This window comes from Paenibacillus psychroresistens (assembly GCF_009728935.1).
Taxonomy (GTDB): domain Bacteria; phylum Bacillota; class Bacilli; order Paenibacillales; family NBRC-103111; genus Paenibacillus_AC; species Paenibacillus_AC psychroresistens.
Window position 1 is genome coordinate 2,514,029 of the sequence record NZ_CP034235.1, and the last position, 26,867, is coordinate 2,540,895.

Below are 26,867 nucleotides of genomic sequence, written 5' to 3' on the forward strand. Positions count from 1 at the left end.
TATCCTAAGCTCCGGCCTTGGCGCCGGGGTTTTTTTGTGAGTAAACCAAGCAGAACGGAGTGTTGGGACATGCAACAATGGCAACGGATACGCTCCATATCAACTGTTGTTCTTCTGGTGTCTATATTGCTGTTGATTTGGGCTGCCCCAGCTACTTTGTTATCTGTTGGGTTGGCTTTACTTGGTGCATTGGGGTGTGCGGGGATCTTCATCTCCATAAAAGAAGAGCGTAAACAACTGAAGGCTGAGAATCGGCGTCAGATGATTGATTTGATCGGTCACTATCGACATGACTGGATGAATGACATTCAATTATTGTTTGGTTACGTGACTTTAAAGAAATATGATAAATTAAATGATTGTATGGACAAAATAAGAGAAAAAGCATTGCAAGAAAGCGGGATCGCTAAATTGGGGATTCCCTCCTTAGTTGCCTTCTTTGTTTCCTTTCGTTTGTATTATAATGCGTTAGCTTTGGAACTGGAAATGGAAGAAGAAATTAATTTGGCTTCCTTGCCATTAGATAAAGAAAAAGTATCGCATTTGGTGCAAATGACCGTGAAATTATTTAACTCGCTAGCCATACCTTCCAATGATGAGCCTAATATCCTTAGCGTTCAATTCGATTTGGAAAGCGAGGCCTTGGTGTTTGATTTAATTTATCAAGGTGGTTATGATGAGGTTGCATTACGTCATGAAATTAAGCGGATATTAGAATTTTTTACAACGAAGTTTGCAACGATGGAAGAGGAATATACGGCGAATCAGGCGGTTATCACTATTCGACTGCCGTTTCACCATTAAGAGGTGCTCATATGTTTGTGGATAAAGCGAAAATTTATGTAAAAGCAGGAGACGGCGGCGATGGAATTGTTGCTTTCCGACGTGAAAAGTATGTTGCAGAAGGTGGTCCTTCTGGAGGCGATGGAGGTAATGGAGGCAGCATAATCTTTCGGGTAGATGAAGGCTTGCGTACGCTTATGGACTTTCGTTATCTAAGACATTTCAAAGCGGATCGTGGAGTTAAAGGCCAGAAACAGAATATGCATGGCGCCAATGCCAAGGATATGATTGTTCGGGTACCGCCAGGGACGATAGTCATGGATGAGGATACCGAGGAAAAAATCGCTGATTTGACGCTTCAGGGCCAGCAAATTGTTGTCGCTCGCGGTGGTCGCGGTGGCCGTGGTAATGCACGGTTTGCAACACCAGCAAACTCAGCCCCTGAAATTGCTGAGAATGGTGAAGAAGGCCAAGAACGCAATGTTATCCTTGAGCTTAAGGTAATAGCGGATATTGGGTTAGTTGGGTTTCCGAGTGTAGGCAAATCGACTTTGCTCTCCGTTGTATCAGCAGCTCAACCGAAAATTGCCGCGTATCATTTTACAACTTTGTCGCCTAATCTAGGAGTTGTAGACGTTGGAGATGGACGAAGCTTTGTGATGGCGGATTTACCTGGTTTAATTGAGGGTGCACATCAAGGTATTGGTCTGGGGCATGAATTCCTTCGTCATATAGAACGGACGCGCATTATTGTTCATATTATTGATATGTCTGCAGCTGATGGACGAGATCCTTTTGATGATTGGTTGAAAATCAATGAAGAGCTAAAACTATATAGTGAGAAGCTAGAACAAAGACCACAAATTATTGTTGCTAATAAAATGGATATGCCTGAATCTGCGTACAATCTGCAAATATTCCGTGAGCAGCTGATCGATGGTTTCGGAGATATTGAAATATTAGCCATTTCAGCCTTCTCCAAAGACGGTGTACAAGACTTGCTATATCGGATTGCTGGTTTGTTGGATGTCGTGGAAGAAGCGACTCGACTGGAGCAAGTGCCTGAGGTTGAAGGTCGAAAAGTATTCCGTCTGGAAAGAAAAGCGGATGAAGTTGAATTTACAGTCCATCGTGAAAATGATGGTTTCGTCATTGAAAGCATCAAGATTGAGAAGATGATCAAGCGGTCCAATTTATTTTCGCATGATGCGATTATGCGTTTTGCGAGAATTTTGCGGCAAATGGGTGTGGATGCTAAACTGCGTGAGCTTGGAGCAGAGGATGGCCAGCTGGTGCGAATTGGTGATTTTGAATTTGAATTTAGTGATAAGGGTTAGCATTATTAGGATAAACGGATGTGTTACGTGCGAAAGCATGTGGCATGTCCGTTTTTTATATGCAAAATTGTTTGCTCATATATGCGAGGTCATAATCTATCTGTAAAAAACACGAACAATATAATTAAATTAATATTTATCGTTCGTGTTTTAAAACAATTAATTACCTAAACAAGAACTATTAGCGAAAATAAATAGCAAATCGTGAACTTTTTTCGTAAAACCCATTGAAATTTTTAAAATGTCATTGTATAGTATGTAATGTAATGTTAATTGACATTACGAGAGAAAAAATAGATAATTAAGGGGAGAAACAGCTATGGAAGCAAAAAGTTTTCGAAAGTCAGGTAATTTTCCGAGTTTAATGTCAGCTTTCCTCTATTTTGATGTTAGTTTTATGATTTGGGTAATGTGTGGAGCGTTATCGCTGTATATTACAAAGGACTTTGCATTAACAGATGTGCAGAAAGCAACCATGGTTGCGATCCCTACATTAGGAGGCTCTATTTTTCGAATTCCAATGGGATTGCTAGCTGACCGTATTGGCTCGAGGAAAGCAGGCATTATCGGTATGATTCTAACCGTTATCCCCTTAATGTGGGCTTGGCAAATGGGAACTACCTTAAACCAAGTTTACATATTCGGAATTTTACTGGGGATAGCTGGTGCAAGCTTTGCAGTGGCACTTTCCTTAGCAAGTCGTTGGTATCCGGCTGAACATCAAGGTTTGGCTATGGGGATTGCAGGGGCTGGTAATAGCGGTACAGCATTAGCTACATTTTTTGGTCCTAAGCTAGCGCAAGCTTACGGCTGGCATGCAGTGTTCGGGATGGCGCTTATTCCTCTAGGACTCGTACTTTTATTCTATATCATCTTTGCAAAAGACAGTCCCAATCAACCTGCTCCTAAAAAAATTGGCGATTATCTCAGTATGTTCAAGTTTGCTGATACTTGGTGGTTTAGCTTGTTTTACTCGATTACTTTTGGTGGCTTTGTTGGATTCGCAACCTACTTTAGTATTTTCTTCTATGATGTTTATGGGGAAAAAGCAATGGTCGGAGGATTGACGAAGATTGAAGTGGGTTATCTGGTGACGATTACAGTAATTGCAGGCAGCTTTTTTAGACCCATTGGCGGATATATTGCTGATAAAATAGGCGGAATGAAATTTTTACTAATCTTATTCGCTTGCGTTTCCACTTGTTCGTTCTTAATTGCCAGTATGCCTAAATCATTTTTGGTCATGTTGTTATTTACAAGTGTAATGATGGCGTGCTTAGGGATGGGTAATGGCTCAATTTTTCAAATCGTACCGCAGCGCTTTCCTAAAGAAATCGGTGTTGTCACAGGTATCGTTGGAGCATTTGGCGGATTAGGCGGCTTTATTCTACCGAAGTATTTATTAGGTCCACTTAAGCAATCGACAGGTTCACATGTTGCCGGGTTTATAGTGGTTGGATGTATAGTATTAGTTGGTACGTTAGCTTTTTATGCAGTAACCCGCAGCTGGAAGAAAAGCTGGGCTACAACAGAGTCTGGAGTAAATTACTAGAGCAGATGAGGATAGTCGACGAGAGATATAATCTATCTCTCGTTGTGGTATTCCTTAGCAGGATTTGAGGTGAGTGGCATGATCCAATGGATAAAGGCAGTTGGCACAGGGAAGTTAGGTTCAAGAGATCTTACCTATGATGAAGCAGTGGCTGCCGCACTTGCTATTTCGCGAGGAGAGGCTACAGATGCGCAGATTGCTGCGTTTCTTATGGCTGAGCGAATGAAAGGTGAATCCGATAATGAAATTATGGCCTTTATTGATGTGTTTCGCAGATATTCCTTGCCGCTTACCTCTTTCTCCGATTCATTAAATTGTGCAGGTCCCTATGATGGACGTAATTATTTTCCGATAACAATTCCCGTTTGTTTAATGCTCGCTTCAGTTGGATTTCCTCAGGTGCTGCATGGTGCTGAATCACTTCCTCCTAAGCTTGGTGTTTCCTTGAAGGAGCTGCTAGAAGGTTTAGGTGTACAAATTGATGTTGATGCGATTGAATGGGAGCGAATTTTTGCAGAAACACATATTGGCTTTATCTGGTCTGAACGCGTTTGTCCGCCTTTAAGACGGATTCGTCACATTCGTGAGCAAATGGGTCTTCGCACTTTAGTGAATACGGTGGAAAAAGTAATAAATCCTATACACTCTAATCAAATTGTTATTGGTGTCAACCATAAAACAGCTATGCAGCATTTGGTGCAAATTATCCCGAAGGCGGGCTTTCAAACAGCTTATATTGTTCAGGGGATTGAAGGCTCTGAAGATTTCCCGATTTATAAAAGCAGTGCTTTGCGTAAAGTAACAGCCTGGGGGGATGAATCCAGCATTATAGATCCAACCATGTTTGGTTTTCATAGTGCCCCATTGGAAAAGATCAGTAAAGATCAACAAATTCAAATTCTGAAACGAGTCATAGCTGGGGATACTGGAGCGGATATTCAAGCTGAGCGGGATCATGTTATTTTTAATGCAGGCCTACGTTTGTTCTGGTTTGATCGTGTATCCTCCTATGAGGAAGGTTTTTATTTAGCCAAGCAGCTTTATGCCCGTAAAGAAGCTCAACGGGTTTTAACTCGGTGGATTGAGTTAAGTCAAACAAAGAGCAAGGAGGCAACAGGATGACCATTCTCAAATCTCATTGTTGCTTCTGCAGTATGCAGTGCGGCATCGAACTAATTCCTGACCATTCAGAACCAATCACATATACCGTAAAAGCTAGCCCCGATTTTCCAGTGGCAACAGGTCGACTATGTCAAAAAGGCTTTAATTCTATGGAGCATACGCTGCATCCTTCACGAATTACGGAGCCGTTAAAAAGATTGCCTTCGGGTGAATTAATCAAGGTTAGCTGGGAAGAAGCCTATATCCAAATATCTAACTCTATAAAAGAATTGCAAACGAGCTATGGTAAAAATGCCATTTCAGTATATGGTGGAGGATCATTAACCAATGAGGTTAGTTATTTATTAGGCAAATTTACGAGAGTGGCTTTACAATCCAAATATATGGATTACAATGGGCGTTTCTGTATGTCGTCTGCAGCGGCGGCAAGCAATAAAGCTTTTGGGGTAGACCGTGGCATGACTTTGCCTTTATCCGAAATATCACGTACCAAATACATTATTCTTGCAGGGACTAATGTAGCCGAATGTCAGCCGACCATGATGCCTTACTTGATGGATGCGAAGAAGAATAAAGCAATTATCGTCACAATCGATCCAAGGAATACGATGACTTCAAAAATTGCAGATATTCATGTCCGCTTGCAGCCAGGCTTTGATTCGTCATTTATAAACGGTTTATTGCATGTCATTATAGAAGAAAAATTATATGATAAGGCTTTTGTTAAGGAACACACGCATGGTTTTGAAGAATTAGCAGCAGCAGTAAAAAGCTATACTCCACAAAGAGTGGAAGAATTAACTGGTGTCTTAGCGGCGGTAACAAGGACAATTGCTCGCGGCTTTGCCCATGCAGAATCGGGAATCGTGCTTACGGCAAGAGGGCTGGAGCAGCAGGTCAACGGGGTTGAGAATACATTGAACTATATCAATCTCAGTTTGCTTACTGGTAAAATGGGCAAACCAGGCAGTGGTTATGGAGCTGTTACGGGGCAAGCAAATGGTCAAGGTGGACGTGAGCATGGACAAAAAGCAGATCAATTGCCAGGCTATCAGCTGATAGAGGATCCGCTCGCTCGGGAACGTGTAGCTAAGGTTTGGGGGATCCAACCAGATGAACTGCCAGGCAAAGGGGTCTCTGCCTATGAAATGATCGAGAAAGTGGATCAGGATGAAATTCAGGCTATGATTGTGTTGGGCTCCAATCCAATCGTCTCAGCTCCTAATACACCGTTTGTTGAAAAGGCGATGAAGAAGCTCAAGCTGCTTGTAGTGGTTGATATGTTTGAAACAGAAACAGCCAAATTAGCTGATTGGATTCTCCCGAGCTCATCCTTTCTCGAAGCAGAGGGAACCATGACAAATTTAGAGGGACGCGTTTTTCATCGTGCTCAAGCCTTTAAGACACCTGGGAATAGTAAGCTGGACTCTAATATCCTCTGTGAGCTAGCGGAGTATTTAGGCAGAGGCGCGTATTTTCAATATGAGTCAACCGAAGCTATATTCAATGAATTAGCAAAGGCTACAGTCGGCGGAAAAGCAGATTATAGCGGAATAACCTATCAGAGGTTGATTGAGGAGAAGGGGATTTTCTGGCCTTGTCCAAGCCCAAGCCATCCAGGTACTCCACAGATGTTTAAGACAGGCTTCGATCATGCGGACGGCAAAGCCAAGTTCTTTGGAATCGTCCCTAAAATGCCAGCAGAACCGACTGATATTGATTTCCCATATGTACTCACGACTGGAAGACTGGGCAACCATTATTTGAGCGGGGAACAAACGCGAAGAACCGAAGCCTTGAACAAAAAAGCTCCAGTCCCTGTAGCGGAAATTCACCCATGGTTAGCCAATCAAATTGGTTTGGGGGTTAACAGTCGCATTCGGTTAACCAGTCGCCGCGATTCCTTGGTATTCACTGTGAAAATAACGGAGGGAATTCATCCGCGAACAATTTTTGTACCTTTTCATTGGGGCGGCGCTTTATCCATTAATCGCTTGACTAATGATCAATTAGATCCAATCAGCCGGATGCCTGAATTCAAGATTTGTGCAGTAAAAGCAGAACGAGAAGATCCAATGGAATTAAATATAGCTTCGAACAAGTAGAACCAGGGCCATCAACTCTGGGCTCTTTTTTTGCTAAGGATTGACATGAAATAGCTATTTTTAGCGAAATTGTTTACTATAGGGGTATGAAATGACTATTTAGATGGAGGTTTCCAATGGGAAATATAGCGATTTTCGGTTTTGGACGTATTGGCAGACAGTTATTAAGAGTAGCTTTGCAGGACAAGCTTTTTGTACCCGTAGCAATTGCAGATATCAAGGATGAGGCAACGCTTGCTGCGCTCTTTGAGGTGGATACTAATTATAAACGCTGGCAAGAAGACGTTTCAGGGCAGGAAGGCCAAATTGTGATTGGTGGTCGTGAGATTCAATATTTCAATTCAGCTAAAGAAGTACCGGATTGGAAAGCCTTAAATATTGATTTAGTGATTGATTGTACAGGCCGTGCTGTAACCCGTGCAGGAGCTCAAGTTCATTTGGATCGTGGAGCCAAGCGAGTTTTGGTTAGTGCACCGAGTAAAAGCCTGGATGATTGTGATGCCGTTTTGCTGAAAGGGATTAACCTAGATAGCTTCGATCCGGAAAATCATAAAATTATTAGTATGGCGAGCTGTACAACCAATGCGTTAGCGCCAGTAGTCAAAATTGTCAAAGAAAACTTCGGGATCAAATATGGTTTATTTTCAACGGTTCATTCCTATACCAATTCACAGGCGTTGACGGATCAACCCATGAAGGACCGCCGGGATTCGTGGGCTGCTGCAGAGAATATTATTCCTGCTTCATCCGGAGCGGCAAGAGCTCTGCAATTCATCTGGAAGGATCTGCAGATAACAGGTAAGGCGTATCGAATTCCTACTAGAACTGGAAGCATAGCTGAGTTAAACCTCATTACAGAGAAAACCGTTACTAAAGAGCAGGTCAACGATGCTTTCCGCGCAGCTGCTGAGGAAGCTTCACTAAAGGGAGTTTTGGGAATATTAGAAGGCGAATGGGCATCCTCCCGAATTGTCGGCGATTCACATTCTTCGATTATTGATCTGCCATTGACCCAAGTACAAGGCGAGCTTCTATCTGTGGCAACATGGTACGACAATGAGTGGGGTTATGCTAGCCGACTAGCTGAGGTTGCAGCTTATCTAGTCAAATAGCGAGTTTAACACGTGGCAATAATCTAGCCTGCAGAGATGCGGGCTTTTTTGATGCTATCCAAATAGCGGATTTCATAAGTTCAACACTAAATGTCTATTGCTCTCCAACGTATTTTTCGATATAATGTCCACTATACACATACAAGGGTGTTTTTGGGGAGGACGTTGTCAAACGTGCCACACAAAGAAATTAAAGAACAATATTATTTAGTTCGTGAGGATATTTTGCCGGAAGCTGTGCTTAAAACAGTGCAAGCCAAGGAACTACTCGCACAAGGTGCTGTGAAGACCATTCACGATGCTGTAGATCAGGTTGGCTTAAGCCGTAGTGCATTTTATAAGTACAAGGATGGGATATTTCCGCTTAGTAAGCTGGATCGGGAACGGATTATTACGATATCCATGGATTTAGAGCATCGTTCGGGGATTTTATCGAAGGTGCTAGTCCTGATCGCAGGACTCGAAGCAAATGTCTTAACCATTCATCAATCGATTCCATTGCAGGGAATGGCAAATGCCGTTATCTCAGTGGATACGTCCTTGATGGGTGAGAAGATTAATCAGCTATTAAGCACCTTGCGCATGCAAGAAGGTGTAATACGCGCAGCGATTATTGGGCAAGGTTAACTAATACAGCAAAAGCTTATGAAACAAGATTATGCTTACGATGATGGCTTTCTAAAGAAAGCCCACAGGAGGATACAAATAATGAAATCGATTAAAGTAGGGTTACTTGGATTAGGCACTGTAGGCAGTGGTGTCGTACGTATTGTTGAAAAACATCAAAATGATTTGCAGCAGCAAGTGGGTTCTCCGATCATTATTGAGAAGGTCTTGGTGCAGGATCGCCTTAAAAGCCGTGATGTTAATGTAGATATTCTTAAGCTTACGGAGGATCCTTCCGATATCATCAACAACCCTGAAATTGATGTAGTTGTTGAGGTGATGGGTGGAATTCAGCCTGCTAAATCATACATTCTCGAAGCTTTAGCCAATGGAAAACATATTGTAACTGCGAACAAAGATTTGATGGCCCTGCATGGAGCCGAGATTATGGAAAAAGCGGCAGAAATGGGCTGCGATGTCTTCTACGAAGCAAGTGTAGCTGGCGGTATTCCCATTATCCGCACCCTAATCGAAGGATTTTCCTCCGATCGGCTAACCAAAATAATGGGAATAGTTAATGGTACAACCAATTATATTTTAACTAAAATGAGTCAAGAAGGCGTAGCTTATGCGGATGTATTGAAGGAAGCTCAAGAGCTCGGGTATGCTGAGGCTGATCCCACTTCCGATGTTGAAGGACTTGATGCCGCGCGCAAAATGACGATTCTTAGTACATTAGGCTTTCATGCTCACGTCTCATTAAATGATGTTTCAGTCAAAGGAATTTCGCAGATAACGAAGGAAGATATTTTGTATGGCAAGAAATTAGGCTACGAAATTAAGCTGTTGGGGATTGCTGAGCAGCAGGATGACAGCATAAGTATCACTGTTGAACCAACGATGGTAAAAACAACTCATCCGCTTGCTTCTGTTAATGGCGTCTTTAACGCGGTTTATGTGCACGGAGAAGCAGTGGGCGAAACTATGTTCTATGGTCCTGGTGCTGGTGCAATGCCGACGGCTACCTCGATTGTTGCGGATTTGGTTGCTGTTGTAAAGAATTTGAAGCTTGGTGTGAATGGGCTGAAGAGCTTTGCACCTACTCAAGTAAAGAAGATTAAGCGAGATGAAGAGATTTCTTACAAAAACTTCATACTGCTGCATGTGGAAGATAAAGCTGGAGTACTCGCGCAAATTACCCAAGTATTTGGCCAATATGAGGTTAGCTTGGAATCCGTGCTGCAGCATCCGAATCGCAGTAACCCAAAAGCAGAAATTATCATCATCACTCACGATGCTAACCGCGCAGACATGAAAAAGGTGCTGGAGCATTTTGAAACCATGGATGTTATTTCAACAATAAAAAGCGTCTATCGTGTAGAGGGCTAATAAACCAATGCTAAGGTGGTATGAAAAGGTGGCGGGGGAATGAACCAGACAAAGGTTTGCATCAAAGTACCAGCAAGCACAGCTAATCTAGGACCAGGTTTTGATTGCTTGGGGATGGCGCTTGATATTTATGCTTGGATTGAAATGGATTTTGCGCTAAAAACTAAAATTATTCTCCACGGCGAACAAATGCTAGGGATTCCCTTAGATAAATCGAACTTGATTTATAAAGTAGCACAAATGGTTTTTGCTGAAGCGGGAGTAAGTCATCCTGAATTAGAGATTGCCATGTACAGCGAAATCCCGTTGACTCGTGGCTTGGGTAGCAGTGCTTCAGCGATTATTGGAGGCATGGTTGCTGCAAATGCACTAATTGGCAATCTATTATCTCAAGATAAGATATTCTTAATGGCAACCCAGTTAGAAAAACATCCTGACAACGTGGGGGCTTCACTTTTCGGTGGAATCGTTGTAGCTTCGTGGGATGGTGTACGTGCTGATTATATTCGTATTGCGCCACATGAACGTTTGGAAGTGCTGGTTGCAATCCCCGAATTCCAGCTTTCCACAGAACTTGCACGCCATGCTTTACCAAAAGAAGTATCTATGAAAGATGCAGTCTTCAATCTCAGTCACTCGTCTTTACTAGTAGCTGCTCTATGCAGCGGTAATTTGGAAATGATCCGGCATGCCATGCAGGATGTACTGCACCAACCATACCGGGCAGCGTTAGTTCCGGGGATGGAAATGATCTTAAAAGAAGCGACAGATCACGGAGCGCTTGGTGTGGCCTTGAGTGGGGCAGGTCCAACATTGCTTGCTCTGGTAGATAAGACGAGCCATGAGAAAGCGGGTCTCGCGGAATTTATGCAGAATACATTACTTAAAGAAGATATTAAATCGACGATGATGTGGCTTAAGCCTGAGGCATTGGGTGTACAGGTTCTAGCGAATTCGGTTAGTTTGGCGGAGCTGGCCGCCCATAAGTAATCAGGTAGACAAGACGTCTTCCCTCGAACAACTTGCTTTTTTTCTTGGCGGGTGATACCATTTTTTAGAATAATCGACTAGTCGATTATTAGCAACGAGAGGAGGTTCGGGCTTGCGTAAAATAGCCTTTTTAGGACCGGAAGGAACGGTCACCCATGAAGCAGCTCATTATTTTTTTGCAGGAGAACCCCATCAATTTATTCCTTATCGGCTGATTGCGGACGCCGTTGCATCTACGGTTGCAGATGAAACGGATTTGAGCCTTGTCCCTATTGAGAATACGATTGAGGGCTCCGTTAAGGATAGTATAGATTTATTAGTTCATGGGGTAGATCTGCCGATTCAGGCGGAATGGGATTATCCTTCGATTCAGAATTTAATTGGGCTTCGTGCGGAATACATAACCTCTTCCGGGGAATTAGATCTAAGTCGTGTCAAAAAGGTTTTCTCTAAGGATGTTGCCATAGCACAATGCATGGATTTCATAAAGAAGCATTTACCCAATGCCGAATTGGAATTCAGCAGCAGTACAGCAGCAGGTGTGCGTTATGTGAAGGAGAATCCGAATGAAGGCTATGCAGCAATTGGTTCCAAGCTTGCAACTGAGCTTTACCAAACTGATTTATTAGCTCCTAATATTACGGATCATTCGAATAACTTTACCCGTTTCTTGCTTATTGGGCATCATCCACCCGTTTTAAAACCATCGGATGAAATGAAAACAACCATACTCGTTACACTGCCTGAGGATTATCCAGGTGCCCTACATCAGGTTTTATCTGCGTTTGCTTGGCGCCGGATCAATCTGACTAAGATTGAGTCAAGACCAACTAAGCTTAAGCTCGGCAGCTATTACTTTTACATTGATATCAAAGGTTCATTAGATTCGGTTCTCTTGCCTGGTGCCATAGCTGAAATTGAAGCAATTGGTTGCTTGGTGCGAGTATTAGGCTCTTATCCAAGTTATTCTTATAGCCAAAGGGCAGTCTTATAGCTTGCTGATTAACGGTATATTTGCAGGACCAACTACGGAGGTGTAAGTAGATTATGGCACAATGGATTTATCTTAATGGCAGCTACGTTCAAAAAGAAAACGCAATGATATCTGTTTATGATCATGGTTTTTTGTACGGAGATGGTATCTTTGAAGGAATAAGGATATACAACGGCAATATTTTTAAATGTAAAGAGCATTTGGATCGTTTATATGATTCAGCAAAATCAATTATGCTGGACATCCCCCTTGCTTATGAAGAAATGAAAAGTGTCTTAATTGAAACAGTGCGTAAGAATGAGCTGCGTGACGGTTACATTCGTTTGGTTGTTTCACGTGGTCCTGGAGATCTTGGGTTAGATCCAAGACGTTCTCCGAAAGCGAACGTGGTTATTATTGTGGAGCAGCTTGCGATTTATCCGGAGGAAGCCTACTTGAATGGGTTAAAAACAGTATCCGTATCCACTCGTCGCAATATTCCAGATGCACTCAATCCTAAGATTAAATCTTTGAACTATTTAAACAATATATTGGTGAAGATTCAGGCGAATTTAGCTGGTGTTGGCGAAGCAATTATGTTGAATTCACAAGGCTTTGTTGCTGAAGGCTCGTCTGACAATATTTTTATAATTAAACGCGGGATTGTGTTCACTCCCCCTTGTTATTGTGGGGCTTTAGAAGGTATTACGCGTGCTGCAATTATCGAGATTTGTCAAAAAATCGGCATTCCGTGCAAAGAAGAGCCATTCACCTTACATGATGTTTATGTTGCGGATGAAGTGTTTTTCACGGGAACTGCAGCAGAAGTAATTGCTGTAAGAGAAGTAGATGCCCGTACGATTGGTGAAGGTAAAGCAGGTCCAATTACAACCCGGTTACTTAAAGAATTCCGTGCTGTTGTCGAAGTTGACGGGGCTAAGGTATATGATATCAACTAAATAGAGTATAAACCCATTGCGAATTATGCGGTGGGTTATTTTTTTTATTTCAGCGCAGAAGTCTCAGAAAAAGATTATTTTTCGAAAAGGATGTCAAATGCCTATATCCTGCATAAAATGTAAGTGTCATTCTGGGCAGAGAACTTGCCTGCTACGGGGTCATTTATGAATCAATAGGAGGAGGTTTTTAATTTGAAAATCCATATGGTTAAATCAGGAGATACCATGTACACCATTGCCCAAAAGTATGGTGTCAAGCTGGAGCAATTAATTGCGACTAATCCGCAAATTAGTAATCCAGATCAAATCGAGGTAGGGATGAAGGTGAAAATCCCGTCAGCCGCTATTCATGAAGGTGCTCCAGCGGTAGATTATGCGCATAAACATGTTGTTGTTCAAGGAGATTCTTTATGGAAAATTTCTAAAGCATGGGGGCTGTCATTAAAAGAGTTGGTTGATGCGAACCCGCAATTGAAGAATCCAAGTGTCTTACTTACAGGTGAAGTCGTTAATATTCCTAAATCCGCTCATATGCCGAATCATGGAACATCGAATACAATGAGTGCAGCCCAGGCATTGGTACAACCGAATATCTCCAATAGTTTTTCGCCAGCCTATGTTCCTATGCCAATTAACGCGCCTCAGCCAACTGCCGCACAACCAATAATGGTTAATGAAACGGCGCCTAAAGTAGTTGAAACGCTCGTCCAAGCTGAGGTTAAATTACCTGTTGCTGCGGAATCCAATAATGAGAATATGCAGATACAAGGCTCCAATCCTTTATTTATGCAATTTAATGTTCCAGCAGTTGAAGCCACAAGTAAAGTAGAAAACATGCCAGCTTATGAATTGCCTGAATGGAATGCTCCAGCAATGCCACAATGGGAGCCAGCATCTGCTCCAGATTATACGGCAAAGGTCGATTGCGGCTGCGGTTGTGGAGAAAAAGTGAGCGCAATGCCATATAATCAGTACCAAGCTGCTAACTCATCTATGCCTGCTTATTATATACCTGAGCCTATGCTGGGTTATTCGATGCAAGACCCTATGCAAATTCAACCTCAGCAGCCTATGCAAGGGGCTAATTATAATCCGATGCAAGATACAATGGGTATGCAACAAGCTGCGCCATCGTCTTTCTACAATCCAATGCAGTTTCCGGCTTCAGCGGCTTCAGGTTCGCCTTATGGATATATGGTACCTTGCTATCCGATGGGAGCTTATGGGGATATGAGCTATCTGCACGGAATGCAAACGCCTTACTCACCTTGGTTAAATTCCAATGAGAATATGCCAGCTGTTAGTACTTTAGCTGAGAATGTTGAGAAAGCTGAGAATGCTAATATCAATGAACATATGAATACCGTAGTTGGAGCAACTGAAGTAAGTGAACCGGTTAAAAAGCGGACTAAGGTTCCGCGCAAATCATCCACTCGTTCCAAGCAAAAGCAGAATGACCGAGTTATATTGCATAATTTTATACAAAAGAAATCGTCAAGTGGTCAATCGGTTCGTGAGCTAAGATTAAGTGAGCCTTGGATGAATCGCTAAAGCTAGCAGAAATGTGTATAAATTCCACTTCCGTGGGCAAGCTAGAAAAAAGTCGGAAGAAGGCGATTTATATGAGCTTTGCGAATCTGATTAAACAATTAAAAAAACAATTGAAGTCAGGAAAACGTCGACTAACCTTGGGGCTTATATTGTTTATGCTCGGAGGAGCTTATATAGGAATGGGAAAATGGAAAGCTTTCGATTCCTTAGAAGCGACTGTAGCACCTGAAACTCAGCAGCAGCAAGTGCTTGATCAAATTGAGCATAGCGGGAATGCTCATAGAGTCTTTGCACAAAAGGTATATGTTTGTGGTCAAGAGTTAGCTGAAATCGGGAAGCTAAGCTCAGATCAAATCGCTCAATATTACAAAGATCATCCACAGGATAAGATTAAGCTAACTAATGAAGGCCAGGTTTATTTTGTTGAACAAGTTGACGATATCTCAGCTGCTTGCAAGCATAATGCCTTTTTTGGACTTGATAAGCATGGGAGCCTCTCTTTATTCGAAGGTCCGCCAAATGAAGAGAAAATCATCCGCACCTTTTTTCAATTAAATGTGGAGCATTTAAAAACCAGTCTTCCTCAAGGAACATACAATCAATTAAAACAAGGGATTCCAATAAGTGATTTAGCGGAATACAACAGTGTGCTCTCGACTTTTAGCGATTATGCAATCGAAGTCACCGGTCGATCCTAGTTGAATACAAATGGCCTCATAGCTCCTAGCTATGAGGTTTTTTTGTCTATACTCATTGGTTTAATTATCTGCTATAATCATTAAAGATACATATGTTCGCGTTATTTGGGTTGTGGAGGATTTTTCAATTGTAAAACCTCATCTTGCAATAATACTTTTTTAAAAAAGCACAATCAGAGGAGAATAAATCGTGCGCATTCTAGGTATTGACCCCGGTATTGCTATTGTTGGATTTGGATTTATCGATAAAGAGGGCAGTAAATTGGTTCCCGTTCAATATGGCGCCATCCAAACAGATTCAAAAACAGAAAGTTCCCTGCGATTAAAGCAGGTTTATGATACACTAGGTGAATTGATCGACCGTTATAAGCCAGATGCTGTGGCGATAGAGAAGCTTTTCTTCAATAAAAATGTCACAACTGCTTTTACAGTTGCTGAAGCTAGAGGTGTTATGATCTTAGCAGCAGTCCAGCGAGGGCTCCCGGTTGCTGAGTATACACCACTCCAAGTAAAACAAGCCATTGTTGGCTACGGACGTGCAGAGAAAAAACAAGTTCAAGAGATGGTTCGTATTTTTCTGAAATTATCAGCAGTTCCTAAGCCGGATGATGTGGCGGATGCGCTAGCCATTGCTATTTGCCATGCCCATTCCTATTTGCTTACACAAAAGATAAATGAGGTTGTGAAACGATGATAGATTTTCTGAGAGGTCATATTGTACATAGGGAAGTAGATTATATTGTGCTGGATGTGCATGGAGTGGGATATCGCCTATTCTGTGCGAATCCATTAGCCATCCAACAAGAAACAGGTAAAGAAATTGTTCTATACGTTCACCATAATGTTCGTGAGGATGCTGTGACTTTGTTTGGATTCCAATCACGCGAGGAGCAGACGTTATTTCGTAGGCTGTTAATTGTTACAGGAATTGGTCCGCGTGTGGCGCTTGGCATTCTTTCTTATGGTCGCCCAGAAGTGATTGTTTCGGCTATATATCAAGAGGATATTGATTTCTTGGTTAAGCTGCCTGGGATCGGAAGAAAGACAGCGCAGCGTATTGTACTGGATTTGAAGGATAAACTAGGTGATTTGCCAATGCTGCAAACGCCGGCAGCTGGACAAATGACTATTCCGACTTCTTCAACTGGTTCTTCTCGTTCTGGAGGATTGGCTTGGCAAGAGGCTAAAATGGCTTTGATTGCGCTTGGTTATACAGAAGCAGAATTGGATCGAATTTGGCCAAAAGTGCAACAAAACGCGAATAATGGCGTAACAACGGATGTATTAATTAAGCAAGCTCTTCAAGCGCTTTTCAAAGGATAGAATATTTAAGCACATGCTTACGAAGAAAGTTTTCTTACGAAAACTCTTAGGAGGATTAAGATGGAAGATCGACTTATATCGGCCAATCTTATGATGGAAGATCAGGTAGTGGAATTGAGTCTGCGTCCGCGATACTTGGCTGAATATATTGGACAAACACAGGTTAAAGAAAACCTTAAGGTTTATATTGAAGCGGCCAAAATGCGCAAGGAAGCCTTGGATCATGTCTTGTTGTATGGTCCGCCAGGATTAGGCAAGACGACTTTATCCAACATTATTGCTAATGAGCTTGGTGTCAATATAAGAGTAACCTCAGGACCCGCTATAGAACGGCCCGGTGATTTGGCAGCAATTCTAACGAATCTGCAAGAAGGCGATGTGCTTTTTATCGACGAAATTCACCGTCTACAGCGTACAGTTGAAGAAGTGCTTTATCCGGCAATGGAAGACTTTGCACTCGATATTATGATAGGTAAGGGTCCAAGCGCACGTTCCGTGCGTTTGGATTTGCCTGCCTTCACACTTATTGGGGCAACAACCCGAGCAGGCTTGCTCTCATCACCATTACGGGATCGCTTTGGAGTGGTTAGCCGCTTAGAATATTATACGATTGATGAGCTAACCTTTATCGTTACACGTGCGTCTGAAATCCTGCAGGTACCCATAGTTGGTGAAGCCGCACATGAGATTGGCATGCGTTCCCGAGGGACACCGCGGATTGCGAATCGAATTTTAAAGCGCGTAAGAGATTATGCCCAAGTACGTGGTGACGGGGTTATCACATTGGAGCTAGCCAAAAGCGCCTTGCAATTATTGCAAATTGACGATCTGGGCTTGGATCAAATCGATCATAAAATGATTCGTACCATAATTACCAATTTTCAAGGTGGGCCTGTTGGTTTGGATACAATTGCCGCTACGATTGGTGAGGAAAGTCAGACAATCGAAGATGTCTATGAGCCTTTTCTCTTGCAGATCGGTTTTCTGCAACGGACTCCTCGCGGAAGAACAGTAACTCCTTTAGCCTACAAGCATCTTGGTATGCAGCCGCCTGAACCCAAATAATGCTCGCAACGACACTGCCCAGTGATTTATTTATCATCTGAGCAGTAAGAGAGGAAGGAACATTCCTGTGACTGAAAGCAACCTCATAAGCAACTCGATTCAACGTAGCTTAATATTACTTATTATTTTTTTAATGGCTGCAGGTGGACTTCTATCTAATCAAGGCCATGCATTTGCTGCTGCCGTTCCTAAGCTTGATAACATCCGAGTTGCTCTGCTAATAGACACCCCTAGCTATAAAGTCAACGCCCCATCTGTGACCCTATCTTCTACTAGCGGTTTAAAGATTGGCATTCGTACTGCAACAGGTATACAGAGTTGGTTAGGTGGAGCGGCACTTAAGAGTGCGCGTGGTACAGTGGATCAATTCATGGTGCAGGTGCTAGAAACCAGTGATGCCAGTCTAGCAACCGCTCTAAAACAGAAATTATCGGAAGCTAGCTATGTTCCTTATCTATTTCAAAAGTCTAAGCTAGGTAAAGCATTAATCCAAGTATGGACAGGTCCCTATGGTACTAAAGAAGCTGCGACAATAGCCAAGGAAGCTATCAACAATAATAAAGCAATCATGGCCTTAGCCGTCGCTCCCAAGGTTACAGGCAATATGCACTGGAGTGCAGGTAGCTATTCAACGGTCAATGAAGCGGTATACAGCCAAACAAACCTATCACAAGCGGGAATTATTGCTGATTTGGTTTATCAAGCTGATGCTGCAGGCAGTGTGAGTTATGCGGTTTGGGTTGGTAACGAAATAGATCAGGCAGCACTAGACTCCTTAAAGCAAAAAGCAGCAGAGTTAGCTCCTACTGTAGCTTTAAAACCCGTAGACTCTAATGCTCCTTATATACTAAAGCGCGATGATATTACAACAACTACCAGTGGGCAAGCGCCAGTGGCTCATTACTTCTTTAATGCTATAAATCAAAAGGTTTGGGTAACAGCTGAAGCTCAAGGGAAAATTACAATTAAAGAAAAAACCAATCACTCCTACCGCGGAAGTATGGAGCTCAGTTTATATAATGGCAAAATGGCGTTAATTAACGAGCTTCCTTTTGAGCAGTATTTATATGGAGTTGTAGGCTCAGAAATGGCAACAGGCTGGCCGAAGGAAGCGTTAAAGGCGCAGGCTGTAGCTGCAAGAACTTATGCTTTAATTAAAGGCAACGCTTATAAAATCGCCAATATTTCTGATAGTACAACAGACCAAGTCTACACAGGCATTGAATATGCGGATGTAATTCAAGCAATTGACGAGACCAAAGGCGAGGTTCTAGTTGACAGCAAAGGCCTGATTACCCCTTTTTATTCGGCAAACGCAGGTGGGGTAACGTCAGATCCATCGGAGGTTTGGGGCAGCAGTGATGGTTATCTTAAAAGCTTTCCAAGTGCGGGTGATAATTCTTCGCAAAGTGATACCATATGGTATCGAGTTGCTCTTGCGAGTGGGATAACTGGTTATGTACATTCTGCTTATCTGAAAGATACTGGAATCGACAATGAAGCAGGCTTAGCGATTTATGAAGCTACTGAAGCCGCCGTTAATGTTCGTGCAATTGCTTCATCTCGAGACAATATCAGCTCTTCGATTGGCCAGATAAACAAAGGTGAGCAAGTAACCATTATTGGACAAACTCTGCAATCAGGCTCCTATATTTGGCAGCGTGGTCCTGTAAATGCGGCTTCATTGGCAACTGTGATTAACCAGCAGGTACCAGGTACCACGTTCTCTGGACCTTTACAGAGCTTGCAAGTAGCCAGCCGCGGTCCTTCAGGGCGAGTTACCCTTATACAGGCCAACGGGCAGGATGTAAAAGTTACACGTCCAGACTCTTATCGAACTGTATTAGGAGGTTTACCGAGTACCCTGTTTGATATTGAAGAAACAGGCAGTTATACTGTATTGGGAGCAAACGGAGTCACAACTACATATCCGCAGGGCTCTGAATCTGCCGGGCTATATGTAATCCAAGCAAATGCTAATGCACAAGCAGCCTCTAAACAATGGTTTATATTAAGCACCGCTCAACAAATTCGAGTGGTTACTTCGACTCCACAATTCATGTTCACAGGCAAAGGCTTCGGACATGGTCTAGGTATGTCACAGGATGGAGCATTTGGATTTGCACAACAAGGCTATGATTATAAGAAAATATTGAACAGTTATTTTGCTGGAATCGATATAGTTAAGGGTTGAATAAAATGAACGTTATGGATTATGATTATAGCTTGCCTGAGCGCCTAATCGCGCAAACGCCTTTATTGGAGCGAACACAGTCCAAGCTGCTGGCATTGGATAAAAACAACGGCAATACAGCACATTTACAGTTTGAACAGCTCGATGATTTACTTAACCCAGGAGATTTACTCGTACTTAATGATACACGGGTAATTCCAGCACGACTTTTTGGTATCAAACGCGATACGGGTGCTAAAGCTGAGGTTTTGCTGTTGCATGCTTTAGGCGATGATTGCTGGGAGGTATTAATTCGACCAGGAAAGAAGCTCAAAAAAGGAGCGGAAATTGTATTCGGCGAACAGCTGAGTGCGGTAATAGAAGCGGAAGGTGATATGGGAATTCGCCATATTCGATTCTACTATAAGGGGATTTTTAATGAAATCCTCGATGAGCTGGGGCAAATGCCGCTGCCGCCTTATATTAAAGAACGGTTAAGCGAGAAGGAACGTTATCAAACAGTTTATGCCAAGCATGATGGCTCAGCTGCTGCACCAACAGCAGGCTTGCATTTTACAGAAGCCTATTTGAATAAGTTAAGGGATAAGGGGATACAAACCGCCTATGTTACGTTACATGTAGGATTAGGGACGTTTCGGCCTGTATCTGTAGAACGCATTGAAGAGCATGTCATGCATGCAGAATATTACAGCTTGCCTCAGGAGACAGCGAATGCAATTAATGAGACTCGTGCAAATGGAGGACGAATTATTGCAGTTGGAACAACCTCAGCCCGTACGCTAGAAACAGTTGCACGCGTTTGTGGCTTGGATCTATTGACGCAAGATGAGAAAGCCGTCGGTACAATAAGCGCTTCTCAAGGCTTGACAGAGATTTTTCTATTTCCCGGGGAATCATTGCTGCTGGTCGATGCTTTGCTCACCAATTTTCATTTGCCGAAGTCTACGTTGCTGATGCTCGTAAGTGCGCTAGCAAGCAGGGATTATATTCTCGAAGCTTATCGTCAAGCTGTGGAGCAAGAGTATCGATTCTTTAGCTTTGGCGATGCTATGTTTATATATTGAATAACATCTAAATTGATTATGAAGGAAGCGATTGGGTTGGCCATACGTTATGAACATATTAAGAGCTGTAAACAAACCGGAGCTCGCTTAGGCCGCGTGCATACACCGCATGGTGTAATCGAAACACCGGCATTTATGCCAGTAGGTACACAAGCGACAGTGAAGACTATAAGCCCTGAAGAATTAAAACAAATGGATGCACATATTATTCTTAGTAATACCTATCATTTATTTTTACGGCCAGGCCATGAATTAATCCGTCAAGCTGGCGGGTTACATCGGTTTATGAATTGGGATCGTCCAATCCTTACAGATAGTGGCGGGTTTCAAGTTTTCAGCTTGAGTGAAATGCGTAAGATAACGGAAGAAGGCGTGCATTTTCGCTCTCATTTAAACGGAGATAAGCTATTCCTGTCACCGGAGGTTGCCATGCAGGTGCAGAATGCTTTAGGCGCTGATATTATGATGGCTTTTGATGAATGTCCACCTTACCCAGCTGACCATGCCTATGCTAAGCAATCTTTAGAACGAACAAGCCGTTGGGCAGAGCGCTGTTTAACCAGCCATGAACGACCCAATGATCAAGGACTGTTTGCAATTATCCAAGGCGGCATGCATGAGGATTTACGACGCCAAAGCGCTGCTGATTTGACTTCAATGGATTTTCCGGGGTATGCTATTGGTGGATTGAGTGTTGGCGAGCCTAAGCCTTTAATGTATGAGGTTTTGGATTATACGGTTCCACTAATGCCAGCTAATAAACCCCGTTATTTAATGGGTGTTGGTTCTCCAGATGCGCTAATAGAAGGCTCGATACGTGGTATTGATATGTTTGATTGTGTACTTCCAACACGGATTGCCCGCAATGGCACTGTGATGACAAGTAGTGGGCGATTGGTCATTCGTAATGCCAGGTATGCAGAGGATTTTATGCCGTTGGACCCCAATTGTGATTGTTATACCTGCAAGAACTATACACGTGCTTATATTCGGCATTTGATCAAAGCAGAAGAAACATTTGGAATCAGGCTGACTTCTATCCATAATCTTCATTTCTTATTGAATTTGATGCGAAATGTGAGACAGGCTATTTCCGAGGATCGACTGTTAGATTATCGAAATGAGTTTTTTGAGCTGTATGGGATGAATGAAAGCAATCGCGGATTCTAACTTAGGAAAGGAGGGGAAACTATGGAGCATTTTTTATTGGCAGCTGGTACTACACCAGAAAATGGATCTAATCCATTATGGACGTTCGGACCTATCATTTTAATGTTTTTAGTCCTATATTTTTTATTAATTCGTCCTCAACAAAGAAGACAGAAAACTAGAAACAGCATGCTTAGCACTTTGAAAAAAGGGGATAAGGTTGTTACTGTTGGTGGTTTGCATGGCGTTATCATGGAGATGGATGATGATGCTAAAACAGTTGTATTGCGTGTTAATGATACAACAAAGCTTACTTTTGACCGTTCATCCGTTAACGCAATAACTCAAACTACCAAGTAAATCACTCTTACATACTTCTTTACTAGCGGAGTTTACTGATCTCGCAATCTCACGCTAAACAACAAAAAAAGGAGCTCTTCGCATAAAAACGAAGGCTCCTTTTTTTGTTGTTATTTAGGACATATATCTCAGTCTAAAGTTTGTTTGCTAAAGTCGCGATTCTTATTAAGATTGAAAACGCTGCTGATCCAAGCACGACCTTCACTAATGCGAATGCCCAAGCGAGCAGCAACGATACCCAATACAAGTCCAGCGCTCATATCGGTCAACCAATGTATGCCTAAGTAAAAGATTGAGAAGATAATGCATACACAGCTTATTAAAGTGAATCGTCCCCAGAATTTATTCTTCGATTTCATCGCTAGAAACGCCATCGATACAGAGATGGAAGTATGCAGGCTTGGAAAACAATTGGTTAGGCCAGATGTAGGTCGGTAAGCTGTTTCAAAGGTTGGGAAAGCATGCAGCATCAATGCCTGTACATCGGGTCTGAAGGACCAAACCTCACTTACGGAGAAGAAGAGGTAAAAAGGAATCGCTATTAGGTAATTGAACATGATTGCGTAACATACGGCATAAAACATTTTATAGTTTTTTTGGTAGCTGTAAATGAATACAGAGGCGATCATCAAGGAAGGGAAGATCATCACATAGATGAAAATCGTGATCGTAGAAAGTGCATTGTTCATAAATAAATGCTGAAATCCAGCAACAAAATCACCTTCCAAGCTGTAAATAGATGGAGTGAAATCATTTTTGAAGTGCATAGTGCCAGCCACTTTTTGCTCGAGCTTGTTTATGAATAGGATAGCGACTAAACCAATAAAGTGAAAGGCAAATTTGCGTGAAGTGAATACCTCTTGGACAAAGGAGCCAGCAGCATAAAAAGGAAGTTTGCGCGTTGCAATCCAGATGGTAAAGAATACAATTAAGGTAATACCTATGGTGACATCCGTCATAGAATGGATAATAAACATTGTAGATCCCCCTAAAATATGGTAAACATATAGCTAGATTAAAATAACTTAAACAGTATACCATATTTTTAGAGGAAAAGAGAAACTACTTTGTATGATTTACGCCGAGAATGCCTCCTAACGCACCAGTAAGATAGGCTACTGCTAGCGCAAACAAAGTATGCAAGGATATTCCATTATCCATTGTCAAGAATCCAATCAGAATAATAATGATTGCATACACCAAACCGAGGATTCCTCCATAGTACCATCCTCTGCTGTTTATCCGTTTTCCGCATGCATACGAGCCGATAAAAATTGCGAAGGCATGAATTAAATAGGCAAAGAATGTAAGGGAGTCTTCGCTTTGGTTAGTAAGCGTTAAAACAAAAGAATAAATTAGGGAAGAGATAGCCATGGTGATAAAAGCATAAACCATACCGGAAAACAGTGGTGAAGTAAAACGGACAGTTGTCGCATTTTTGACAGGTTCCATATAATCGCCTCTTTCTTCGTTTTTCATTCATTGTATGGTCAAGCTATATTGTTTATGCCAAGTCGCTTATACTTATGCAGAAGGGAGTGGCTATTTTGCATTCAGAATCTGTCTTGCTTGCTCAAGAATTTTTAACTTCCATTTTAATTATGTTCTTGATTGGTACAATTGGAGGCAAGCTTGCGAGTAAATTTAATATTCCAGATGTTGTTATATTTTTGCTCATTGGCATACTTCTGGGCTCTAATGCTCTAGATCTGATCGATATACATACGGATTCAACGATTAATCAAGTCATTTTATTGTTTGGGGCAGCCTTTATTATTTTTCATGGCGGCATGATTACGCATTTCTCCATATTGAAGCAGGTTTGGAAGACAATCACTTTACTTTCTTCGCTGGGTGTTCTGATAACCGCCTTTATTGTTGCCATTGCAGCCAGTCTGATTTTTCAAATAGATTTTAAAGTGGCGCTTTTATTAGGAGCGATCCTTGCATCAACTGACCCTGCAGCCTTAGTTCCTATTTTTCAGAAATTCCCGATCCGACGGAAAGTATCGCAGACAGTTATAGCGGAATCTGCCTTTACCGATGCAACGGGTGCAATATTGACTGTAGTTGTGTTTGGAATTATTCAATCGGGTGCTTCTGTTAACGGACTTACAATAAGCTGGCAATTTATCCAGCTTGCGCTTGGTGGAATTGTCGTTGGCGCTGCTATAGGCTGGTTTGCAGCATTCTTGATTTCAGAAAATGATCGTGGCCTATTACGTGAATTTACTCCAATGGTTGTGGTATTAACGGTTTTAGCTGTTTATTTACTCTGTGAAAAATTACATTTTAGCGGGTTTATGGGGGTGTTCGTCGCGGGGTTGATGGTGGGAAATGCCAAGTCATTGAAGCTGACTGTTTTACCAGAGCAGGAGCATGCTGCCCATCAATTTATTGATGCAGTTGGCTTAAAGCTGCGTATGCTGATCTTTATCTTGCTTGGAAGCCAGGTGGATTTTGCCATCCTTAAACATTATGGTTGGTCCAGTTTATTAGTTGTAGTGATTTTTATGTTTATTGCGCGGCCAATTACCGTATTGGCTAGTCTTCTGCCGGATCGGAAGGCTAAATGGAAGCGCGAAGAGATCGTGTTCTTCTTTTGGGCCAGAGAAACGGGAGTAATTGCAGCCGCATTAATGGGGATTGTAGTTAGCAGCGGCTTGCCAGATGGAAAGCTGCTATCGGCTGTCACTTTCTTAGCGATTCTAGTTACCTTAATCGTACAAGCAAGCTCAACTCCATATGTCGCCAGGAAACTAAATATAAGGGAATCCGATGATTTATAATAAGCTTCATTGTATTTTATTACCGATAAAAGGAATGCGCCGCAGATCATATTTATCAACCAGCTTTAGAACAGCTACACAAATCAGATAAACTAGGATTCCCAAAAGGCTTGAAGCAATGAAACGCCATATATACGAATCCGTCCAATTGGTGTTCATGCACATATAACAAGCTGCACCCATGATAAGCATAGAGGCTCCAACCTTGAAGAAATCCACAGAATCCATCGAAAATTTAAGTAAGCGGGAAACACTAAACCAGTGAAGAATAGTGACAACGATAATATTCACATTAATTGCCATGATTGCACCCAAGATACCGAAGCTGGGTTTGGAAGCTAGCCAGTATATCAACAGCAGCTTGATTGCAGCTCCGATAAATGTGTTCACTAAAGCACTGCCAGGCTTGTCTAACGCTTGTAAAGCAGCTTGCAAGGGGGCTTGGAAGTAAATGAAAAGTGCAATCGGCGCCATCATTTTTAGCATAATATTTAAGTCGGGAATGTTGAATAAGTAATGACAAATCGGATCGGCCAGAACGTACATAATGACTGCAAATGGGGCTCCTGTTACAAGCGCAAGGCGAAGCGATTGCTGCAATCTTTTATGGATGGTTTTCATATCTTTACGAGCTGCCGCTTCGGATAAAGAGGGAATCAACGAGACGGAAAGTGAGAATGTGAGCGCACTTGGCAGTAGGATAATTGGAATTATCATCCCTTGCAGCATTCCATACTGTGCTGTTGCTGTAATAGTGGCTACTCCGGCAATAGCTAAGCTTTGAACAATTACAATAGATTCAAGGAAATAGGAAAGCGAGCCAACCAGGCGGCTAGCAGTTACGGGAAGTGAGATCCGGAAGATTCGTTTAATAATATTTTTATTGGATTTTAAAGCGGACATGGAGCCTATAGCTACTTTTGTGAAAATCTTGTAGCCTTTTCTGTTTCTCCAGTAGTAGAACATGATGACGAGCAAGCCGCCAATTTCACCAACCAGCACTCCAGCCATTGCGCCAGCAGCAGCATATTCAACTCCACGCGGAAGCATCATATAGGCAAAAAACAAGACGAAGAAGATGCGCATTAATGTTTCACAAACCTGGGATACAGCGGTGGGGATCATATTCTGTCTACCTTGAAAATAACCTCTAAATACGGAGGAGATGCTAACAAGGATAATAATCGGACTCATCCAAAGAAATGTATAGTATACACGGTCATCGGTGAATAGATGCTGAGTGATCCAAGAGGCTGCACTAATTGAGATGACTGTAAGAAAAACCCCCAGTGTACCCGTGATCGCTAGAGAGCTCCATAAAAGCCGCTGGATTCTGGATTCATTTCCTTGAGCCTCAGCTTCAGCTATTAATTTAGAAAGTGCTAATGGTATGCCGCCAGTAATTATGGTGATAATGACAATTAAGAAGGGGTACCCCATCTGATACAACCCTACTCCTTCAGCACCAATGACACGTGGAAGGGCAATACGTGGAATAAAACCAAGGATGCGGTTAACAATGCCCGCTGCTAATAAGATCAGAGTACCTTTCATAAAGGATTGCTTGTATTTGCTCAATCGAATACCTTCTTCCCTAATGTTGCTATGTATCTCTTTATGGATATGCAGGAAGTGTCCAAGCTCATGCAATATTTTTACAAAGGCTTTTCAACCGGATGGGGAGGATTCTTAAATTATTCAGCGAATAAGTATACTAATTACAGTTAGGCTGTTCGGGAGGAATCA

General features: G+C 42.3%; 24 protein-coding genes. 21 read left to right on the top strand and 3 right to left on the bottom strand.

Going from position 1 to position 26,867, the window contains the following annotated elements; all coding sequences use genetic code 11:
* Window positions 1-69: 69 nt before the first annotated feature.
* From EHS13_RS11220 to yajC, 20 genes are all read left to right on the top strand, one after another.
* The gene (locus EHS13_RS11220; RefSeq protein WP_155700426.1) at window positions 70-804 is read left to right on the top strand and encodes a Spo0B domain-containing protein; all 735 of its coding nucleotides are present in this window, start codon (window positions 70-72) and stop codon (window positions 802-804) included.
* A gap of 11 nt (window positions 805-815) precedes the next feature.
* The gene (gene obgE / locus EHS13_RS11225) at window positions 816-2,120 is read left to right on the top strand and encodes a GTPase ObgE (RefSeq protein WP_155700427.1); all 1,305 of its coding nucleotides are present in this window, start codon (window positions 816-818) and stop codon (window positions 2,118-2,120) included.
* Between the two features lie 319 nt (window positions 2,121-2,439).
* The gene (locus EHS13_RS11230) at window positions 2,440-3,672 is read left to right on the top strand and encodes a nitrate/nitrite transporter (RefSeq protein ID WP_155700428.1); all 1,233 of its coding nucleotides are present in this window, start codon (window positions 2,440-2,442) and stop codon (window positions 3,670-3,672) included.
* 78 nt (window positions 3,673-3,750) lie between these two features.
* A complete protein-coding gene (locus tag EHS13_RS11235) occupies window positions 3,751-4,794 on the top strand; it encodes an anthranilate phosphoribosyltransferase (protein WP_155700429.1) in 1,044 nt (347 codons plus the stop codon).
* The gene (locus tag EHS13_RS11240) at window positions 4,791-6,899 is read left to right on the top strand and encodes a molybdopterin oxidoreductase family protein (protein ID WP_155700430.1); all 2,109 of its coding nucleotides are present in this window, start codon (window positions 4,791-4,793) and stop codon (window positions 6,897-6,899) included. The genes EHS13_RS11235 and EHS13_RS11240 overlap by 4 nt, the downstream gene beginning before the upstream one ends.
* 116 nt (window positions 6,900-7,015) lie before the next feature.
* Complete coding sequence (locus tag EHS13_RS11245) at window positions 7,016-8,011, top strand: type I glyceraldehyde-3-phosphate dehydrogenase (protein WP_155700432.1); 996 nt, start codon at window positions 7,016-7,018, stop codon at window positions 8,009-8,011.
* Window positions 8,012-8,200: 189 nt separating this feature from the next.
* A complete protein-coding gene (locus EHS13_RS11250; protein WP_227014013.1) occupies window positions 8,201-8,638 on the top strand; it encodes an ACT domain-containing protein in 438 nt (145 codons plus the stop codon).
* A gap of 81 nt (window positions 8,639-8,719) precedes the next feature.
* A complete protein-coding gene (locus tag EHS13_RS11255; protein ID WP_155700436.1) occupies window positions 8,720-10,006 on the top strand; it encodes a homoserine dehydrogenase in 1,287 nt (428 codons plus the stop codon).
* A gap of 39 nt (window positions 10,007-10,045) precedes the next feature.
* A complete protein-coding gene (thrB, locus tag EHS13_RS11260; RefSeq protein WP_155700437.1) occupies window positions 10,046-10,996 on the top strand; it encodes a homoserine kinase in 951 nt (316 codons plus the stop codon).
* Between the two features lie 112 nt (window positions 10,997-11,108).
* On the top strand, window positions 11,109-11,990 hold the full coding sequence (gene pheA / locus EHS13_RS11265) for a prephenate dehydratase (RefSeq protein WP_155700439.1): 882 nt from the start codon (window positions 11,109-11,111) through the stop codon (window positions 11,988-11,990).
* 53 nt (window positions 11,991-12,043) lie between these two features.
* A complete protein-coding gene (gene ilvE / locus EHS13_RS11270; protein WP_405083557.1) occupies window positions 12,044-12,928 on the top strand; it encodes a branched-chain-amino-acid transaminase in 885 nt (294 codons plus the stop codon).
* Between the two features lie 192 nt (window positions 12,929-13,120).
* The gene (locus EHS13_RS11275; protein ID WP_155700443.1) at window positions 13,121-14,479 is read left to right on the top strand and encodes a LysM peptidoglycan-binding domain-containing protein; all 1,359 of its coding nucleotides are present in this window, start codon (window positions 13,121-13,123) and stop codon (window positions 14,477-14,479) included.
* 179 nt (window positions 14,480-14,658) lie between these two features.
* Window positions 14,659-15,177, top strand: a complete 519-nt coding sequence (locus EHS13_RS11280) for a BofC C-terminal domain-containing protein (RefSeq protein ID WP_227013893.1) — start codon at window positions 14,659-14,661, stop codon at window positions 15,175-15,177.
* Window positions 15,178-15,367: 190 nt separating this feature from the next.
* Entirely contained in the window at window positions 15,368-15,871 is a 504-nt protein-coding gene (ruvC, locus tag EHS13_RS11285) for a crossover junction endodeoxyribonuclease RuvC (RefSeq protein WP_155700447.1), read from the top strand.
* On the top strand, window positions 15,868-16,500 hold the full coding sequence (ruvA, locus tag EHS13_RS11290) for a Holliday junction branch migration protein RuvA (protein ID WP_155700449.1): 633 nt from the start codon (window positions 15,868-15,870) through the stop codon (window positions 16,498-16,500). Before ruvC ends, ruvA begins: the two co-directional genes overlap by 4 nt.
* 60 nt (window positions 16,501-16,560) lie before the next feature.
* Window positions 16,561-17,565, top strand: coding sequence for a Holliday junction branch migration DNA helicase RuvB (gene ruvB / locus EHS13_RS11295; RefSeq protein ID WP_155700450.1), 1,005 nt, complete (start codon window positions 16,561-16,563; stop codon window positions 17,563-17,565).
* Between the two features lie 67 nt (window positions 17,566-17,632).
* Window positions 17,633-19,759 carry a SpoIID/LytB domain-containing protein gene (locus tag EHS13_RS11300; protein WP_155700452.1) on the top strand — a complete coding sequence of 709 codons (2,127 nt, stop codon included), beginning with the start codon at window positions 17,633-17,635 and terminating at the stop codon, window positions 19,757-19,759.
* 5 nt (window positions 19,760-19,764) lie between these two features.
* A complete protein-coding gene (gene queA, locus EHS13_RS11305) occupies window positions 19,765-20,823 on the top strand; it encodes a tRNA preQ1(34) S-adenosylmethionine ribosyltransferase-isomerase QueA (RefSeq protein WP_155700454.1) in 1,059 nt (352 codons plus the stop codon).
* Window positions 20,824-20,853: 30 nt separating this feature from the next.
* Entirely contained in the window at window positions 20,854-21,993 is a 1,140-nt protein-coding gene (gene tgt, locus EHS13_RS11310; RefSeq protein WP_155705307.1) for a tRNA guanosine(34) transglycosylase Tgt, read from the top strand.
* A 21-nt stretch (window positions 21,994-22,014) separates the two neighbouring features.
* Window positions 22,015-22,332, top strand: a complete 318-nt coding sequence (yajC, locus tag EHS13_RS11315; protein ID WP_155700456.1) for a preprotein translocase subunit YajC — start codon at window positions 22,015-22,017, stop codon at window positions 22,330-22,332.
* A gap of 128 nt (window positions 22,333-22,460) precedes the next feature.
* Here the strand turns inward: yajC and EHS13_RS11320 are convergent, their stop codons facing one another.
* Complete coding sequence (locus EHS13_RS11320; protein ID WP_155700457.1) at window positions 22,461-23,309, bottom strand: phosphatase PAP2 family protein; 849 nt, start codon at window positions 23,307-23,309, stop codon at window positions 22,461-22,463.
* 85 nt (window positions 23,310-23,394) lie between these two features.
* Complete coding sequence (locus EHS13_RS11325) at window positions 23,395-23,811, bottom strand: TIGR04086 family membrane protein (RefSeq protein ID WP_155700458.1); 417 nt, start codon at window positions 23,809-23,811, stop codon at window positions 23,395-23,397.
* A gap of 68 nt (window positions 23,812-23,879) precedes the next feature.
* On the opposite strand from EHS13_RS11325, the gene EHS13_RS11330 reads away from it, so the two are divergent.
* Window positions 23,880-25,121, top strand: a complete 1,242-nt coding sequence (locus tag EHS13_RS11330; protein WP_162463069.1) for a cation:proton antiporter — start codon at window positions 23,880-23,882, stop codon at window positions 25,119-25,121.
* A 6-nt stretch (window positions 25,122-25,127) separates the two neighbouring features.
* On the opposite strand, the gene spoVB is transcribed toward EHS13_RS11330, so the two are convergent.
* Window positions 25,128-26,675: a stage V sporulation protein B gene (gene spoVB, locus EHS13_RS11335; protein ID WP_155705308.1), complete on the bottom strand. Its 1,548-nt coding sequence runs from the start codon at window positions 26,673-26,675 to the stop codon at window positions 25,128-25,130.
* Window positions 26,676-26,867: the final 192 nt, after the last annotated feature.

Coding starts and splice junctions, on each gene's coding strand:
- EHS13_RS11240 (WP_155700430.1), top strand. CDS start 4,791: ATGACCATTCTCAAATCTCATTGTTGCTTCTGCAGTATGCAGTGCGGC.
- EHS13_RS11235 (WP_155700429.1), top strand. CDS start 3,751: ATGATCCAATGGATAAAGGCAGTTGGCACAGGGAAGTTAGGTTCAAGA.
- EHS13_RS11245 (WP_155700432.1), top strand. CDS start 7,016: ATGGGAAATATAGCGATTTTCGGTTTTGGACGTATTGGCAGACAGTTA.
- spoVB (WP_155705308.1), bottom strand. CDS start 26,675: ATGAAAGGTACTCTGATCTTATTAGCAGCGGGCATTGTTAACCGCATC.
- obgE (WP_155700427.1), top strand. CDS start 816: ATGTTTGTGGATAAAGCGAAAATTTATGTAAAAGCAGGAGACGGCGGC.
- EHS13_RS11255 (WP_155700436.1), top strand. CDS start 8,720: ATGAAATCGATTAAAGTAGGGTTACTTGGATTAGGCACTGTAGGCAGT.
- EHS13_RS11320 (WP_155700457.1), bottom strand. CDS start 23,309: ATGTTTATTATCCATTCTATGACGGATGTCACCATAGGTATTACCTTA.
- EHS13_RS11220 (WP_155700426.1), top strand. CDS start 70: ATGCAACAATGGCAACGGATACGCTCCATATCAACTGTTGTTCTTCTG.
- yajC (WP_155700456.1), top strand. CDS start 22,015: ATGGAGCATTTTTTATTGGCAGCTGGTACTACACCAGAAAATGGATCT.
- ilvE (WP_405083557.1), top strand. CDS start 12,044: ATGGCACAATGGATTTATCTTAATGGCAGCTACGTTCAAAAAGAAAAC.
- thrB (WP_155700437.1), top strand. CDS start 10,046: ATGAACCAGACAAAGGTTTGCATCAAAGTACCAGCAAGCACAGCTAAT.
- queA (WP_155700454.1), top strand. CDS start 19,765: ATGAACGTTATGGATTATGATTATAGCTTGCCTGAGCGCCTAATCGCG.
- EHS13_RS11230 (WP_155700428.1), top strand. CDS start 2,440: ATGGAAGCAAAAAGTTTTCGAAAGTCAGGTAATTTTCCGAGTTTAATG.
- ruvA (WP_155700449.1), top strand. CDS start 15,868: ATGATAGATTTTCTGAGAGGTCATATTGTACATAGGGAAGTAGATTAT.
- EHS13_RS11325 (WP_155700458.1), bottom strand. CDS start 23,811: ATGAAAAACGAAGAAAGAGGCGATTATATGGAACCTGTCAAAAATGCG.
- ruvB (WP_155700450.1), top strand. CDS start 16,561: ATGGAAGATCGACTTATATCGGCCAATCTTATGATGGAAGATCAGGTA.
- EHS13_RS11280 (WP_227013893.1), top strand. CDS start 14,659: ATGGGAAAATGGAAAGCTTTCGATTCCTTAGAAGCGACTGTAGCACCT.